The following is a 16,248-nucleotide window of genomic DNA, read 5'->3' as shown; positions in this document are numbered from 1 at the left end:
CACCGAAAAGGGGTGGGTGTGAACCGACCGAATCGGCCGGACCGGAATTGGGTCCGGTCGCGCGCGGTCGGTAGTCTGTTGGGCACTATGGCACCCGATCTGACCAGCCCTGATCCGTCCGGCGCGTCCCACGGCGGCGGACGCCCGTACTACATCACCACCGCGATCGCCTACCCCAACGGCGCTCCGCACATCGGGCACGCCTACGAGTACATCTCCGCCGACGCGCTCGCACGGTTCAAGCGGCTCGACGGTTTCGACGTCCGGTTCCTGACCGGCACCGACGTCCACGGGCAGAAGATGCAGCAGACCGCCGCCGCGGAGGGCATCCCCACCGCGGAACTGGCCAAGCGGAACTCCGACCGGTTCCAGGCCCTGCAGGAACGCCTCGGGTCCAGCTTCGAGCGCTTCATCCGCACCTCCGACGAGGACCACAAGCGGGCCTCGGAGGAACTGTGGAAGCGGATGAGCGACCGCGGCGACATCTACCTGGACAAGTACTCGGGCTGGTACGACGTCCGGGACGAGACCTTCTACGCCGAGGCGGACACCCGGGTCGACGAGTCCGGCGACCGCGTCGCGACCGACACCGGACACGTGCTCACCTGGACCGAGGAGGAGACCTACTTCTTCCGGCTCTCGGCATACCAGGACAAACTGCTGGAGCTCTACGAGTCCCAGCCGGAGTTCGTCGGCCCCGACGTCCGGCGCAACGAGGTCATCAGTTTCGTCAAGGGCGGTCTCACCGATCTGTCGGTGTCGCGCACGACCTTCGACTGGGGCGTCCCGGTGCCCGGCCATCCCGAACACGTCATGTACGTGTGGGTCGACGCCCTGACCAACTACCTCACGGGCGTCGGATTCGTCGACGACCCGGAGGCCTTCGCGCGCTTCTGGCCGGCCGACCTGCACATCATCGGCAAGGACATCATCCGGTTCCACTGCGTCTACTGGCCCGCGTTCCTGATGAGCGCCGGCGTCGAACTGCCGAAGCGGGTGTTCGCACACGGATTCCTGTTCAACAAGGGCGAGAAGATGAGCAAATCGGTCGGCAACGTCGTCGACCCGGAGAACCTCATCGACGAGTTCGGGCTCGACCCGGTGCGGTTCTTCTTCCTCCGCGAGGTGTCCTACGGGCAGGACGGTTCGTACTCCGCCGAGGCGATCGTGTCGCGCATCAACGCCGACCTCGCCAACGAGTTCGGCAACCTGACCCAGCGCACCTTGTCGATGATCGGCAAGTACTTCGACGGCACCCTGCCGGCACCGGGCGAACTCACCGACGTCGACACCGCGCTTCTCGCGCGTGCCGACTCCCTGCTCGACGCCGTGCGAGCCCACATCGACAACCAGGCCATCCACCTGGCGCTGGAGACCTTGTGGGCGACGCTGGCCGAGACCAACCGGTACATCTCGGCACAGGAGCCGTGGAAGCTGGCCAAGACCGATCTCGAGCGCACCGGCACGGTTCTCTATGTCTGCGCCGAGGTCGTGCGCATCGTCGCACTCCTGAGCCAGCCGGTCATGCCGGAGTCGTCCAACAAGATCCTCGATCTGCTCGTCGCCGACGTCGATCGTCAGTTCACCGCGGTCGCGAGCCGGCTGGAACCCGGAACCGTGCTGCCGAAGCCGACTCCGGTGTTCCCGCGATACGAGAACTGACCTCGCACACTCCGTATGGTCGCGTCGAACGGGGTGGGATCTGCGTTGCCCGGCCCGGTCGCGGCAGCGCCTGCGCTCGACGTGCTCCGCGCCCTGCACGCCGAGACCGCCGCCCGTCGCCTGCCGCCGCCGGCCGCGCTGATCGGTGACTGGTACGACGCCGACGCGGTCATCGCACCGTCGGTCGCACTGACGCCCGGCTGCCTCCCACCCGACGATCCCGACCGGTTCTGGTTCGGCTACCTCGGGTTCCCGGTGCGGCCGGACGAGGCGTCGTTGCCGGCGAACGTCGGCGGGCACACCGACGGCGTGCTCGTGCTCCGCGACGGCCGATGGGAGTGCGTCGGGACCGGCATCCCAGACTGGGCGATGGCGACCGTCCGTGCCGCCGGCGACCGTTCCTCGGCCCGGCCGAGCGCCACCACCCCATCGTCGGCGACGGAATGGCATGCCCCGGAGCGGGTTCCGCACCTCGCCGCCATCGAGAGGTGTCTCGACGCGATCCGGGACGGCGAGGTCTACCAGGCCTGTGTGTGCACCCGTTTCACCGGCACGCTCAGCGGCGACCCCGTCGACTTCTTCACCGAACTCGCGGGCGCCACCGCACCGGCGAAAGCCGCTTTCCTACAAGGAGACTGGGGAACAGTGGCGAGCCTGTCGCCGGAGACGTTCCTGCGCCGGACCGGCAACATCATCACGTCGTCGCCGATCAAGGGCACCCTGCCCGCACACGCCGACCCCGACGCGTTGGCAGCGTCGGCCAAGGACATCGCCGAGAACATCATGATCGTCGACCTGGTCCGCAATGATCTGGGACGGATCGCGGTGACCGGCAGCGTGCGGGTACCCGAGCTCCTGTCGGTCGTGCCCGCCCCGGGCGTCTGGCACCTCGTCTCGCGGGTGGAGGCCATCGTGGCACCGGGCACGGGCAACGACGCCGTTCTCGCGGCGACGTTCCCGCCGGCGTCGGTCACCGGCACCCCGAAGCTGCGGGCGATGGAGTTGCTCGACGACTGGGAGGCCGATGCCCGCGGCGTGTACTGCGGGGCCATCGGCATGGCCGGACCCGACCGCGCCCTCGACCTCAACGTCGCCATCCGGACCGTGGAGATCGCACCCGACGGGGCCCTCGCGCTCGGTGTCGGCGGTGGGATCACCATCGACTCCGACCCGGCTCGGGAATGGCAGGAGTGCCTCGACAAGGCCGCGAGCATCGTGGGGTCGCGCGGATCGGCATGATCGAGTGCCGCTTTGGGTACGATTCCGCCATGACTGTGCCCATCCGGTCGTCCACCGATCTCGCGGTGCTCGATCGCGATCTGCGCCGTGACCACGATGCCTTCATGTCCGGCGGCACCCCGCGTGCCGAGGTCCCGGGGGATGTCGTCGAATCATGGGGTCGTGTCCGGTCGGGTCGACACCGGTCCACCGTCGACACGCACAATCCGGGTCACATCTCTGACGACGAACTCGAGACGCGCCGGGCCACGCACCCGCTCCGGGACGCGGTGCAGCCGCTGCAGCGTCTGTTCGCCCAGTCCGCGGACGACGCGTCGATGACCCTGGGCGTGTTCGACGCGGACGGCGTGCTGCTGTGGCGGGGAGGTTCCGCGTCCGTTCTCCCGGAGGCCGATCGACTCGACCTCGTCGAGGGCAGCCGCTGGGACGAGAACTCCACCGCGACCACGGCCGTGGGCCTCGCGGTTCATCTCCAGCGCCCGACCCGGCTGTTCGGCGCCGAGCACTACTACAGTTCGCTGCACGGACTCTTCTGCACCGCGGTGCCGGTGCACGACCACCGCACCGGCGACATGATCGCCATCGCCGGCCTGGCGGGCCCGGCCATGGAGATGCAGCCGGCGGCATCGGCGTTCACCTCGGCGCTAGCCGCACTCGGCGAACACGAGATCACCCTCGCCCACCAGCGAGAGCTCGCCGAACTCCGGTTCTCCGGCCAGGCGCAGTTGGCCGGCCTGCACGGACCGGGACTGCTCATCGACGACGACGGGTGGGTGGCCGAAGGACGCGGCTGCACCCCGCCCGTGCGCGTCGCGGTGCCGACGGACGACATGCGTCAGTTCGTGCCGGGACTGGGGATCTGTGTGGTCGAACGTCTCGGCCGCGGATGGCTGGTCCGTCCGGCGGGTCCGTCCGGCCCGGTCCTGGCCGAGCTCTCCCTCGACGGTGAGCCGACGGTCACGGTGACCGGCGACGGTGAACCGTGGCGCACCGTCCTGACCCGTCGCCACGCCCAGATCCTGCTGTTGCTCGCCGACGCCGGCGAGCAGGGCCTCACCTCACAGCGCTTGAGCCAGCTGCTCTTCGGCGACGACGGCCACACGGTGAGCGTGCGCGCCGAACTGTCGCGGCTGCGCCGGGTGGTCGGCGCGCTCGTCTCGAGCCGCCCCTACCGCCTCGCGCCGCGGGTGGAGTTGCGCGTCAGCCCGGATCAACTCGACGTCTTTCGAGCACCTGCTGGTAGACGTCGCGTCGAGAGGCAGCGGAACCCTGCGTGACCGCGGCGCAGGCGTCTTTGAGGCGCATGCCGCCGGCCACGAATTCCTCGGCTCGATCGGCGAGGTCGTCGATGTCGGGTTCGGCCGCGACCGCACCCGCGATCACGACGGTGATCTCGCCGCGGACGCCCCCACTCGCCCATTCCGCGAGTTCGGCGAGTCCGCCGCGCCGGACCTCCTCGTAGGTCTTGGTCATCTCACGACACACCGCCGCGCGACGGTCCGGACCGAGGATCTCGACCGCGGCCGCCAGCGTGTCGGCGAGCCGGTGCGGTGATTCGAAGAAGACCGCGGTCCGGGGCTGAGACACCAGTTCACGCAGCCACGCGGCCCGTGCGCCGGGCTTGCGGGGAGCGAACCCCTCGAAACAGAACCGCTCGGAGGGCAAGGCCGACACCGCGAGGGCCGTCGTCACCGCCGACGGCCCGGGCAGTGCCGTGACCGGTAGTCCGGCGTCCGCGCATGCCACGACGACGCGGTATCCGGGATCGCTGACCGACGGCATCCCGGCGTCGGTGATGAGCAGTACGGTCTGCCCCTCGGCGATCGCGCTGACGAGACCCGGCGTCCGAGCGGCCTCGACCTGGTCGTAATAGCTGACCAACCGTCCGCCGATCTCGACATCGAGCGCCGCGGCCAGCGCACGGGCGCGACGGGTGTCCTCGGCGGCGACGATGTCCGCGGTCCGCAGCGCCGCACGCAGACGCGGCGAGGCGTCGTCGACCTGTCCCATCGGGGTGGCCGCCAACACCAGCCGGCCGCGCGCGTCCGACGAGTGACCGGGACCGGGATCGGCGTCCCCGGTGGCGTCACGAGACACGGTCGTATCGTCGTCGAGCTGGGGCGAGTCGGACTGGGCGGCGTTCATCGACAGCCAGCTTACGAGGGACCACTAGGATCGATCGGGTGCCACCTCGCCTGGGCCCGGACGTGCCCGCACCGCTCTTCGGTGCCCCCGACCGCGGGCGTGGACTCCTCGTCGGCGTGGTCATCGCATTGCTGGCCACCATCACCCGCTTCTGGGCCCTGACCCACCCCACCGACAAGGGCACGCCGGTCTTCGACGAGAAGCACTACGTCCCGCAGGGCTGGCAGGTGCTGACCGGCGGCAACTGGATCGAAGACAACCCCGCGTACGGCCTCGTCGTGCACCCACCGGTGGGAAAGTGGATGCTGGCCGCCTCGGAAGCGGTCTTCGGTTACGGCCCGCTCGGATGGCGCGTCGCACCGGCCATCTCGGGCGTCCTCATCGTCGTGTTGATCTACTGTGCGGTTCGGCGGCTCACGCGTTCGACGCTCGTCGGAGCGATCGCGGGTGTGTTCGCGATCTGCGACGGCGTGCTGTTCGTGCAGTCCCGGATGGGCATGCTCGACATCTTCCAGACGCTGTTCATCGTGGCCACCTTCGCCGCGCTCGTCGCCGACCGCGACCAGGTGCGGGAGCGTATGGACCGCGTGTACCGCGAGGGCCGGATCGCCGACAGTCCCTTCGGGCCGCGCCTCGGCTTCCGGTGGTACCGGTTCGTCGCCGGCGTGATGCTGGGGCTCAACTGCGGCACCAAGTGGTCGGGCATCTACTACGTCATCTTCTTCACCGCACTGGCGATCGGCTTCGACGTCGCCGCCCGCCGGGCGTACCACGTGCAGCGCCCCTGGGTGGGCACCCTGGTGCGCGACGTCGTACCGAGCGGCGCGAGCCTCGCGGTGATGCCGGTCGTCATCTACTTCCTGACCTACCTGCCCTGGTTCAACAGCGAGACGGCCGTCTACCGCTATCAGGTGGGCAACACGATCGGTACCGACGGACCGTTCGCCTGGGTCCCGGGCGCCTGGCGATCGCTGTGGTACTACGAGTCGGGAATCCTCGAATTCCATTCGGGGCTGACCAATTCGGCGGGCAACCAGCATCCGTGGGAGTCCAAGCCGTGGACGTGGCCGATGAGCCTGCGCCCCATGCTCTACGCGCTCGAGAACGGTCCCGACCAGTGCGGGGCGGGCGAGTGCGTGCGCGCGCAGATGCTGATCGGGTCACCGGCTCTCTGGTGGCTGGCCTTGCCGATGCTGCTGTGGGGACTGTGGTCGTGGATCGTGCGGCGTGACTGGCGGTACGCGCCGGTCCTGGTCGGCTACCTCGCCGGGATCCTGCCGTGGTTCCTCGCCCTGGACCGGCAGATGTACTTCTTCTATGCGACCGTGCTGGCGCCGTTCCTGGTGATGGGCCTCGCGCTGTGCTGCGGCGACCTGCTGCGTTCGGCCGCGGCGACTGCCCGCGCCCGGCCCGAGCGTCGGGCCCTCGCGATCATGGTGGTGGCGATCTACGTGGGTCTGGTCGTCACCAACTTCGTGTGGTTGTGGCCGATCCTCACCGCTTCCCCGATCTCGCCCGGCCTGTGGCGGCAGCAGATCTGGCTTCCGAGCTGGGGCTGAGCAACCGTGACGCGGCCTGGTCCCCTACCGGGAGACGGACACCGGCCGGCCGTTCTCGCCGCGGTATTTCCGGTGGTACTCGGCGTACAGGTCGGCGTTCTTCACACGATCGACGGCGTTGACGAGCTCGGGGTCCAGTCCGTGCTGGACCAGTCGGTAGCGACGGTAGACCCGGTTCAGTGCGATGGAGAAGAACAGGTACGACAGCAGGATCGGCATCGTCATGGTGATCCGCACTCCCCACGGGGCGGGGACGAACAGCATCGGCAGCAGGAGCAGGATGCACGGTATCGACCACCGGGCGACCATCCGCACGGACGCACCGGGGCCGGCGAGGTCGTTGCCGACCCAGTCCGTCATCGAGGCCGGCAGTCGGCCGCCGTACCAGTAGGCGACCTGGCGCCCCCAGGCCGGACGGGCGGATTCGGGACTTCGGTTCATGGCGCACAACTCCTGATCTCGGTGCCGTGCGACCACCGTAGCATTTGTCCTAGGACAAAAGAACGTGATCTTGATCAGCAGGGAGGTCGTGGTGAGCGTCGTGATCACCGGGCAGACGGTGCAGGCCATCGTCCAGAGCGTGCGAGACGCCATCGTCTCCGGTCGTCTGCGACCGGGCGACTCATTGCCGCCGATCCGTGAACTCGCAGCCGAGTTGGGAGTCAACCGCAACACCGTGGCCGCTGCGTACCGGCAGCTCGTCTCGGTGGGCGCCGCGGACACCCGCGGTCGGGGCGGAACGGTGGTCGCGGACCGGCTCCGCCCCGGCAGTGAACTCGCCGCTCCCGCGGACACCATCGACCTCGCCGATGGCAATCCCGATCCCGATCTCCTGCCCGACCTGCGCGCCGCGATCGCCGCGGCCCCCTACCGACCGACGATGTACGGAAGCGCCGCGGTGGCGCCGGCACTGCGGGAGGCGGCGTCGGTGCTGTTCGGGGAGCACCCGCAACGGGGGGAACTCATCGCGACCCACGGAGCCGTCGACGCGATGGAGCGGCTGCTGAACACCCACCTCGTCCGCGGCGACTGCGTCGCAGTGGAGAATCCGTGCTTCCTCGCCAGCGTCGGCACGATCCGCGTCAACGGGTACCGCGCGCTCCCCATGGAGCTCGACGAGCACGGCATGCGCCCCGATCATCTGGCGCGGGCGCTCGGTGCGGGCGCCCGAGCGGTCATCGTCACCTGCCGTGGTCACAACCCCGGCGGGATCGCCCTCTCCGCGGCTCGTGCCGATGAACTACGGACGGTTCTCGAGCGATACCCGGAGGTGCTCGTCATCGAGGACGACCACTTCTCACTCCTGTCGGTTCGCGACTATCAGCGGGTGATCCCGGACAACAGCCGACACTGGGCGGTCGTCCGGTCCGTCGCGAAATTCCTGGGTCCGGATCTGCGGGTCGCGCTCGTCGATGCCGACCCGACCACGGCCGCCGCGCTCGACGCCCGGCTGCGTTCCGGCCGCCCCTGGGTCAGCCACCTGCTGCAGACCACCGCGGCGCACCTGCTCACCGATCCGGCGACGACCGCGCTCATCGCCACCGCACGCCTCGAATACGCCCGTCGCACACGACTTCTCATCGACGTGCTCGATGCCCGGGGGGTGGCGTCGACCATGGGACCGCCCGACGGGATCAACGTGTGGGTCGACCTCCCGCCCGAGGTGCCCGCGGAGCGGGTCGGCGTCGAACTGGCGCGCCTGGGGTGGGCCGTGCAACCCGGGACGGTATTTGCCGTCGACGGGGCCGAGCAGCGAAATGGTCTGCGCGTCACCACCTCCCGGCTCGACCGGGCGACCGCGAAGACCTTCGGCACAGCGCTCGCCGGGGCGGTCGGACAGGGCTGAGGACCCACCGACCCGACGACGACTCACCCACCGGGATCGGTTGCCGACCCCGGTGGGGGTTGTCACACCGTCGGTCCGGTCAACCGGTCGGTGCCGTGAGTGCCTTTGTCCCGAGGCTCGTCGTCCGGCCCCGGGTCGACCGTCGGCTCGGCGGGCGCCGATCCGTTTGCCTGGTCGACGTAGTCGGGGTCGATCTTCTCGAGGTGTCGTATCGCGTCGGCATCGATCGCCTCGAGCTCCCCGGTCGCGATGGCGTTGGCCTGTTCCCGGACATGCTCGTCGACCTGAGCGGTCAGCACGTGGCGGGAGACGATCAGCGGATCGTGTCGGAGGTCGAGATAGAGCGACAGACACATGCCGATCATCACCACGACGAACGGCAACGCGGCGATGATCGCCATCGTCTTGATGCCGTCGAGGGCGTCGTCGCCGCTGATGGCCAGCAGCAGCGCAGCCACGACACCGGTCAACACACCCCAGAACACGGTCAGGGGACGCGACGGGTGTTCGACGCCGCGCTGCGAGAGAGTGCCCATCACGAGGGACGCGGAGTCGGCGCCGGAGACGAAGAAGATGCCGACCAGGATCATCACCAGCGCCGAGGCCACCCCGGTCCACGGCAGGTGGGCGAGCACGTCGAACAGCGTGCTCTCACTGGCCGCGGTGGCCGGATCGAACGCCAGGGTTCCCTCGATGTCCTGATGGATCGCGGTACCACCGAAGATGCAGAACCAGACCAGCGAGACCGTCGTGGGTACCACCATCACACCGATCACGAACTCGCGGATGGTGCGACCGCGGCTGATCTTTGCGAGGAACAGACCCACGAACGGGGTCCAGGACACCCACCACGCCCAGTAGAAGATCGTCCAGTCAGCCAGCCACTGATGTCCCTCCTCGGTCATGATCGTGGCGTCCGAGCGGGCCGCGAAGCTCGTCAGGTCGGTGGCGTAGGCGCCGAGGGTCGTCGGCAGCAGGTTCAGGATGAAGATCGTTGGGCCGAGGACGAAGACGAAGAGTGCCAGCACGATGGCGAGCACCATGTTGATGTTCGACAGCCACTGGATGCCGCGCGCGATCCCCGACACGGCCGACGCGACGAACGCGGCGGTGAGGATGGCGATGATCGCGACCAACAGCATCTTCGTCGGCTCGCTGACCCACCCGAGGGTGTCTAGTCCCGATCCGATCTGCAGCGCGCCGAGGCCGAGTGATGCCACCGTCCCGAACAGCGTCGCGAAGATGGCGAGGATGTCGATGATCTTCCCGCCCGGGCCGTTGGCCACCCGCGGTCCGAGGAGCCGGGTGAACACCGCGCTCATCAACTGGGTCCGGCCCAGCCGGTACGTGCCGTAGGCCAGCGCCAGCCCGACGACCGCGTACATGGCCCACGGGTGGAAGCCCCAGTGGAACATGGTTGTCGCCATGGCCGCGCGGATGTCGTCGGCGCCGATCTCCGGTGGCGGACTGGCGAAGTGGTAGAGCGGCTCGTAGGCACCGAAGAACATGAGGCCGATGCCCATGCCGGCACTGAACATCATCGCGATCCAGCTCACGGTGCGGAACTGCGGCTTCTCCCCGGTGCGGCCGAGCGGAATCCGGCCGTACTTGGACACGGCGAGGAACACCGCGAAGATCACGAAGCCAGTGGCGGAGAGGATGAACAGCCAGCCGAGGTTCTTGGTGATCCAACCCAGCACCTCGGTGGTCGTCGTGTTGAGACTCTCCTTGTCCCCGATCCCCCAGATCACGAACGCGATGACCAGTACCGCGGTGACCGTGAAGACCACCGGGTCCAGTGTCTGCTTCGGACGCCCGGTGATCACATCCTGTTCACTTGTCATTCGTCAAGCCAATCAATCTCGGTTCAGGTATTCAAGTTCGCCCGAGCGCACGGTTGAGTATCTCAACGATCACGGGATCGTCCAGGCCCAGCTCGCGAGCGTTTTCGACGTACTGCTTCGCAGCCGCGAAACCCGCGTCGAGCGCATCGTGGCGACCCGCCTTGATGAACGAGCCCTGCCGCCCGCGGGTCTCGATGACGCCGGCCGCCTCGAGTTCCCGATAGCTCCGCGCGACCGTGTTGGCGGCCACGCCGAGCCGCGAGGCGAGCGCCCGGACCGTCGGCAGACGCTCGCCGCTGAGCAGTTCGCCGGACTCGATGAGCTCGATGATGCCGACTCGTACTTGCTCGAAGGGCGGCCGGTCGGAGGCCGGGTCGATCTGCAGTGCGTCGAGCGCCACCGGGGTGTCGGGGGTCACCGGATACTCCTCCTCACCGGGGATCACGGGCCAACGGACACGACATGCACCGCGGCCCACCGCGGCCCGATCCCAGTTCCCGACCCTCGATCTCGATGACCTCGATGCCGGAATCCCGGAGTCGCCGGTTGGTCTCCACGTTCCGGTTGTAGGACACCACCACCCCGGGTGCGAGGGCGAGGGTGTTGTTGCCGTCGTCCCACTGCTCCCGCTCGGCTGTCACCGGATCGAGCCCGGTGTCGATGACACGCAGCTTGGAGATGCCCATCGCCTCGGCAGCGGCGTCGACGAAGGGCCGCTCCCCGGTGATCCGGACCGCGTCGGTCGCGGCGTCGTGGACGAGGGTGAACGCGGACATGGTGTCGCGGATGTTGGGATACATCACCACGGCGTCGGTGTCGACCATCGTGCAGACGGTGTCGAGGTGCATGAAGGCGCGCGACTGCTCGATCGGCACCGCCAGCACTGTGTGCGCCAGGTGGTCGTCGAACAGACTGCGCGCCAGTGCTTCCGCCCCGGCGGGCGTCGTCCGTTCGCCGACCCCGACGGCCACCACACCGGCGGCGAGCAACAGCACGTCACCGCCTTCGATGGGCGCGACCTGCGATTCGTAGGCCCGCCGCGCCCCGGTGAATCGCGGGTGGTGGGCGTAGATGAGATCAGTCAGTGACGTCTCCCGCGCGCGGGCGGGAAGCGCGAGCGAGGTGATCGCGAACCGGCCGCCGATCCAGAACGAACTGTCGCGGGTGAACAGCAGATTCGGCAGCGGTTCGATCGCGAACTCGGGTCCGTGGTGCATCCGACGCACGAGCGAGGACCGCTCGGCAGAGGGTGTGATCGGCAGCTCGTCGAACGTCATGCCGGCCGTCAGCACGTACGCGAGGTCGGTCGGCGACAACCCTCGCAGATGGGTCGCGAGATCTTCCGCGAGGTGTGTGCCCAGCCGCCGCGCGCTCACCGCCGCGGCGATGCCCTGGATGCGGGCCGCACCGCTGTGCGCGATGGTCTCGGCGAGCAGGTCACCGAGGAGATAGACGTCGGTTCCCCGCTCGCGCAGCACCTCTGCGAAGGCGTCGTGCTCCTCCTGCGCACGCCCGACCCACGGCAGCCCGTCGAACAGGAGCTGGTCGCTGTTGCGCGGGGTGAGCCGACGCAACTCGTCGCCCGGGCGGTGCAGCATGACCGCTCGCAGGGTGCCGACCTCCGAGTCGGCGCCGAGCGCGTAGTCGTAGGCGGGCGCGGTCATCGCTCAACCGTAATTCGTCGTCCGCCCGCGCACATCACTCATCGTCTGCGCGGGCCTTCGTGTCGGTCGGAGTCATCGTCGGGCCGTCGCCCACGATCACCGGCGCGGTCTCCCGCGCGAAGATCCAGAGGACCAGTGCCACCGCGGCCACCACCCCGGTCAGCACGAACGCCGGCCCGAAACCGACCCGATCGGCGACGAATCCCACGATGACCGGACCGGTGACGGCACCGAGGTCCGACGACATGCCGTAGGCGGCGAGCGCCGACCCGCCTTGCTGGCGGTTGCCGAGGACGTCGGCGAGAGCGGCTTGATGGGTGGGTGCGAACAGTCCCGAGCCCACCCCGGCGGCCACCGACAACGCCAGTACGACGCCCACATTCGGCGAGAACCCGAGCGCGATGGTGGCGACGACGGTGATGACGAGTCCGGGCAGCATGATGGGCCGCCGTCCGAACCGGTCCGACAGCCGGCCCGCGATCAGGATCGCCAGCACGTTGCCCGCGGCGTAGATCGCCAGCACGATTCCCGCCATTCCCGCTCCGGCACCGAGACTCTCGGTGATGAACAGCGGCACCACCGCGACCCGGACCCCCATCGACGCCCAGCCCTGGGTGAAGTTGGACGCGAGGATCGCCCGGTAGGCGCTGTCGCGCAGGGCGGTCCGGAAACCGATCAGCCCGCCCGTCGGGCCGTCGACCTGATCCGGTGCGATCACCTCCCGCAACTGGGTCGCCACCACCGTCGATGCGACGAGCAGCGCGACCGCGTACACCACGAACGGGACCCGGAGTCCGAAGCCGACCAGCGCCGCCCCGATGAGCGGACCGGTGATGCTGCCGATGAGGAACCCCGCCGAGAAGAAGCCCGACACGCGACCGCGAATGTCGCTCGGCGCCATACGGATCAGCAAGGCCATCGCCGAGATGCTGAACATCGTCGACCCGATGCCGCCGAGGCCGCGGAAGATCAGCAGCTGCCAGTAGGACTGGGCGAACGCGCACGCCAGAGTGCTGGCCGCGACGATCAGCAGACCGGTCAGGTAGATGCGCCGCTCGCCGAAGACGGTGACCAACCGTCCCGTTGCGGGCGCGAACGCCAGGCGCATCACCGCGAACGCCGAGATGACCGCGGTCGCGGCGGTGAACGAGACGTTGAAGGTGCGGGCGAAGGTCGGCAGCGCGGGCGCGATGAACCCGTATCCGAGTGCGATGACGACGTTCGCCGACAGCAGCACCCAGATGCCGCGGGGGATCTGCCTCATGGCAGCTCGGGGAGGTCGTCGAGGGCCCGCGCGGTGAGGGTCCGGCCGAGCTCGATCATCTCCGATGCCTTGTGGAAGTCGAGCGTGCGGACCGTCCGGCGGGGTACCCGGATCAGCACATCGGGCGGATAGCCGGCGACCTGGTAGCGGGTCAGGGCCTCCTGCATGATGTCGAGCGACCGGCTCAGCACCTCCACGCGTCCCATCCGGGCCGGTTCGTCGACGCCGAACGCGGGCGCCACCCGTTCGGCGGACGGGACGGAGCCGGACTCGGCCGCGGCATCGACCGCGACGGCGCCGCCACCGGTGGCGGCCACCGCCGCATCGGACGCCTCGGCCTCCCCCGAGGGCATCTCGTGGCCGAGCCGGTCACGGACCGCGCGGATGAACTCGTTGTCGAGGATCGGCGCCACGTTGCGCCGCAGCAGTCCCCTGGCCTTCTGTTCGCGCGTGGCGCCCGCTTCCGGGCCACCGTCGGAACCGATGATGACGCCGATGGTCACATCGCTGGGCACCGTCGAGGTGGGCGCCACCGGCAGCGGGTCGAGAATCCCGCCGTCGGCCAGCAGCCGCCCACCGTGCTCGTGCGGGCTGATGACGCCCGGGATCGCGATCGACGCACGCAGGGCGTCGGCGAGGACACCGCGCTGGAACCAGACCGCGCGGCCGGCGTTCAGATCGGTGGCGACCGCGGTGAACGGGACGGGCAGGTCCTCGATCGCGGTGTCTCCGAGGATCTCCCGCACCCGCAGCAGGATCCGCTCGGCCCCGATGACGCCCGGCTTGGTCAGCGAGACGTCGAGCAGCCGGACGACGTCGAGCTGGGACAGACCCGAGATCCAGTCCACGTAGTCGTCGAGTTTCCCCGCGCAATACAACCCGCCGACGAGAGCACCCATCGACGAGCCGGCGACGGTGACGATCTCGAACCCCCGCGCCTCGAGTTCGGCGATCACCCCGATGTGCGCGTAACCGCGGGCGCCGCCACTTCCCAGAGCCAGCGCCACGCGCGACGGTCGAGCCATGGGCCAACAGTACCGCCGCCTGTTCTGCTCCCCGACATCGCAACTGGCGGAGACGGCTACTGCTCGGTGAGGAGTCGCCGCGGCCCCGGGCCGAGTTTGTTCAGTTCGTCGCCGGGGTTGAGGAGATGGCACTCCCCCAGCGACAGGCAACCGCAACCCACGCAGGACCCGATCATGTCCCGCATGTTCTCGAGCAGTGCGATGCGCTGGTTGATGTCGTCCATCCAGCGTTTCGACGCCGCTTCCCACATCGATTTCGGGGGCGACTCGTGGTCGCCCAGTTCGGCGAGCACCTCGCCGATGACCGACAGCGGAATCCCGGCGACCTGCGACGCGCGGATGAATGCGACGCGCCGCAGCATCGCCCGGTGGTAGCGGCGCTGGTTCCCGGAGGTGCGCCGGCTGAAGATCAGGCCCTGGTCCTCGTAGAAGCGGACCGCCGACGGGGCGATCCCGGCTCGCTGGGCCAGCTCGCCGACCGAAAGCTCCAGCTTCTTCAGCGTCATGGGTCGATGGTAAGCGCCACCGACGGCGTCGTCCCCGGTGCGCGACCGGGGACGACGGGCAGCGCTCACCGTGGGGTCAGGTGCGGACGACCATCACCGGGCAGTCGGCGTGGTGCATCACCTTCTGGCTGGTCGAGCCCAGCAGGAGTCCGCGGAAGCCACCCCGGCCGCGACTGCCGACCACGAGCAGCGATGCGTCCGCGCCCGCCTCGTCGAGCAGCGCCTTCGCCGGCTCCTCGGGCAGGACGGACCGTTCGATCGTCACGTCCGGGTAGTCCTGGGCGTATCCGGCGAGGCGCTCGGCGAGCACCTCGACCGCGTCCTGGGTCATCCGCGCCACCTCGTCGGCGCCGATGCCGTACCCGTGGAGCGCGTCCGCGTCGAGCGGGGTCCAGGTGTGTACCGCGCGGAGCGGCACGTTGCGCAGCGAGGCCTGCCGGAACGCCTCGGCGACCGCGGCATCGCTGACAGGTGAACCGTCGACCCCCACGACCACCGGTCCGTCGGGGTTGCCCCCGGCGGCGACGACCGTGACCCGGCCGTGTGCGTGAGCGGCGACACTGGTGCTCACCGAACCCAGGAACAGGCCCTTGACGCTGCCGAGACGGCGCGTGCCGACGACGATCATCGCGGCGTCCTTGCCCAGCTCGAGCAGCACGCGCGCGGCGTCGCCGTCGACGATCGAGGTGGCGACCGTCACGCCGGGTGCCGCTTCTTTCGCGGCGTCGGCGGCCGCATGGACCGCGTCGGAGGCGTCCTGGCGGATGGCGTCGACGACATCCTGCGGGATGATCAGGCCGGGGGCGTAGTCACTCGTGCTGGCGTCGTACGCACCGACGACCTTGAGGTCGAGACCTTCGGCAGCGGCCGCCCGCGCCGCCCAGCGCACCGCGCCCGTGGCCGCGTCCGACCCGTCCACGCCGACGAGTATCGCATTCATGTTGTGGCTCATCTCCTCTGATCGCGACGGCCCCTGGCGGGGTCTTCGGTTCGGCCGCGGGTCGGCCCGGGCTCGCCCCGGGCGGCCCGGTATCGGCCCCGGCCCCCATCCTGCCCCGGCGCCGTTGCCGCGGCAATGAGTACGAGGTCCCGACCACCGTCGCTTTCTCCACGATTCGGGCGCCGTGTAACCTGGCGGACACCATGACGTCACCCCTTCCGCAGAACGGCACCAACGACTTTCGCGCAATCATGATCCACATCGGGATCACCGTCGCACTCGGACTCGGCCTGCTGTTCTTCGCGCATGCGTCGTCGGATCCCCTGCAGACCGTGTTGGTCGTCGCCTCTCCCGTCGTGGTTCTCCTGGGCGCGAGCACCATGCTGTACCGCACGTACCGGGTCTGGAAACGCAACGGTCGCTGGCAGGTGTGGCAGGGGGCGGCGTGGTTCCTGTTGTTCTTCTTCATCGTCATGCTGTTCAACTCCGCGCCGGTCCTCTTCGAATGACCCGGGCGGGGTCGCCCGGCGCCTGTTCGCCCCGGTGGACGCCTC

Annotated in this window: 15 protein-coding genes; 6 read left to right on the top strand and 9 right to left on the bottom strand. The window is 69.2% G+C overall.

The genetic code is table 11. The features are described from left to right. Positions 1-87: 87 nt before the first annotated feature. The 3 genes from metG to GR168_RS06900 are packed head-to-tail and all read left to right on the top strand — an operon-like array spanning position 88 to position 4,178. Positions 88-1,662 (top strand): methionine--tRNA ligase, encoded by a 1,575-nt coding sequence (gene metG, locus GR168_RS06910; RefSeq protein WP_159370382.1) that lies wholly within the window; start codon positions 88-90, stop codon positions 1,660-1,662. 15 nt (positions 1,663-1,677) lie between these two features. Further along, positions 1,678-2,901 (top strand): aminodeoxychorismate synthase component I, encoded by a 1,224-nt coding sequence (locus GR168_RS06905; protein ID WP_159370381.1) that lies wholly within the window; start codon positions 1,678-1,680, stop codon positions 2,899-2,901. Between the two features lie 29 nt (positions 2,902-2,930). Continuing rightward, complete coding sequence (locus tag GR168_RS06900) at positions 2,931-4,178, top strand: helix-turn-helix domain-containing protein (protein ID WP_159370380.1); 1,248 nt, start codon at positions 2,931-2,933, stop codon at positions 4,176-4,178. On the opposite strand, the gene rsmI is transcribed toward GR168_RS06900, so the two are convergent. Further along, a complete protein-coding gene (gene rsmI / locus GR168_RS06895) occupies positions 4,102-5,046 on the bottom strand; it encodes a 16S rRNA (cytidine(1402)-2'-O)-methyltransferase (RefSeq protein ID WP_159370379.1) in 945 nt (314 codons plus the stop codon). The genes GR168_RS06900 and rsmI overlap by 77 nt on opposite strands. Before the next feature lie 38 nt (positions 5,047-5,084). Here rsmI and GR168_RS06890 point away from each other — a divergent pair, with 38 nt between their 5' ends. Continuing rightward, entirely contained in the window at positions 5,085-6,605 is a 1,521-nt protein-coding gene (locus GR168_RS06890) for a glycosyltransferase family 39 protein (protein WP_238995039.1), read from the top strand. A 24-nt stretch (positions 6,606-6,629) separates the two neighbouring features. Here the strand turns inward: GR168_RS06890 and GR168_RS06885 are convergent, their stop codons facing one another. Beyond that, positions 6,630-7,046: a DUF5313 domain-containing protein gene (locus GR168_RS06885; protein WP_159370378.1), complete on the bottom strand. Its 417-nt coding sequence runs from the start codon at positions 7,044-7,046 to the stop codon at positions 6,630-6,632. A gap of 91 nt (positions 7,047-7,137) precedes the next feature. Here GR168_RS06885 and GR168_RS06880 point away from each other — a divergent pair, with 91 nt between their 5' ends. Further along, positions 7,138-8,451 carry an aminotransferase class I/II-fold pyridoxal phosphate-dependent enzyme gene (locus GR168_RS06880; protein ID WP_159370377.1) on the top strand — a complete coding sequence of 438 codons (1,314 nt, stop codon included), beginning with the start codon at positions 7,138-7,140 and terminating at the stop codon, positions 8,449-8,451. A 62-nt stretch (positions 8,452-8,513) separates the two neighbouring features. On the opposite strand, the gene GR168_RS06875 is transcribed toward GR168_RS06880, so the two are convergent. The 7 genes from GR168_RS06875 to GR168_RS06845 form a co-directional block, all read right to left on the bottom strand. Then, entirely contained in the window at positions 8,514-10,295 is a 1,782-nt protein-coding gene (locus GR168_RS06875) for a BCCT family transporter (RefSeq protein ID WP_203235907.1), read from the bottom strand. Positions 10,296-10,326: 31 nt separating this feature from the next. Next, on the bottom strand, positions 10,327-10,713 hold the full coding sequence (locus GR168_RS06870) for a GntR family transcriptional regulator (RefSeq protein WP_238995038.1): 387 nt from the start codon (positions 10,711-10,713) through the stop codon (positions 10,327-10,329). A gap of 13 nt (positions 10,714-10,726) precedes the next feature. Further along, positions 10,727-11,959, bottom strand: coding sequence for an arginine deiminase (locus tag GR168_RS06865; protein WP_159370375.1), 1,233 nt, complete (start codon positions 11,957-11,959; stop codon positions 10,727-10,729). Between the two features lie 34 nt (positions 11,960-11,993). Beyond that, entirely contained in the window at positions 11,994-13,223 is a 1,230-nt protein-coding gene (locus GR168_RS06860) for an MFS transporter (protein WP_068972383.1), read from the bottom strand. Further along, positions 13,220-14,248: a patatin-like phospholipase family protein gene (locus tag GR168_RS06855; RefSeq protein WP_068972382.1), complete on the bottom strand. Its 1,029-nt coding sequence runs from the start codon at positions 14,246-14,248 to the stop codon at positions 13,220-13,222. Before GR168_RS06855 ends, GR168_RS06860 begins: the two co-directional genes overlap by 4 nt. 56 nt (positions 14,249-14,304) lie before the next feature. Next, positions 14,305-14,754, bottom strand: coding sequence for a redox-sensitive transcriptional activator SoxR (gene soxR / locus GR168_RS06850; protein ID WP_065630178.1), 450 nt, complete (start codon positions 14,752-14,754; stop codon positions 14,305-14,307). 76 nt (positions 14,755-14,830) lie between these two features. After that, entirely contained in the window at positions 14,831-15,694 is an 864-nt protein-coding gene (locus GR168_RS06845) for a universal stress protein (RefSeq protein ID WP_065630241.1), read from the bottom strand. A gap of 203 nt (positions 15,695-15,897) precedes the next feature. Here GR168_RS06845 and GR168_RS06840 point away from each other — a divergent pair, with 203 nt between their 5' ends. Next, positions 15,898-16,203, top strand: coding sequence for a hypothetical protein (locus GR168_RS06840; protein WP_058251465.1), 306 nt, complete (start codon positions 15,898-15,900; stop codon positions 16,201-16,203). Positions 16,204-16,248: the final 45 nt, after the last annotated feature.

Origin of the sequence: Gordonia sp. JH63 (genome assembly GCF_009856645.1) — a bacterium.
GTDB classification, from domain to species: Bacteria; Actinomycetota; Actinomycetes; order Mycobacteriales; family Mycobacteriaceae; genus Gordonia; species Gordonia hongkongensis.
This window is presented reverse-complemented; position numbering and strand designations above follow the sequence as displayed.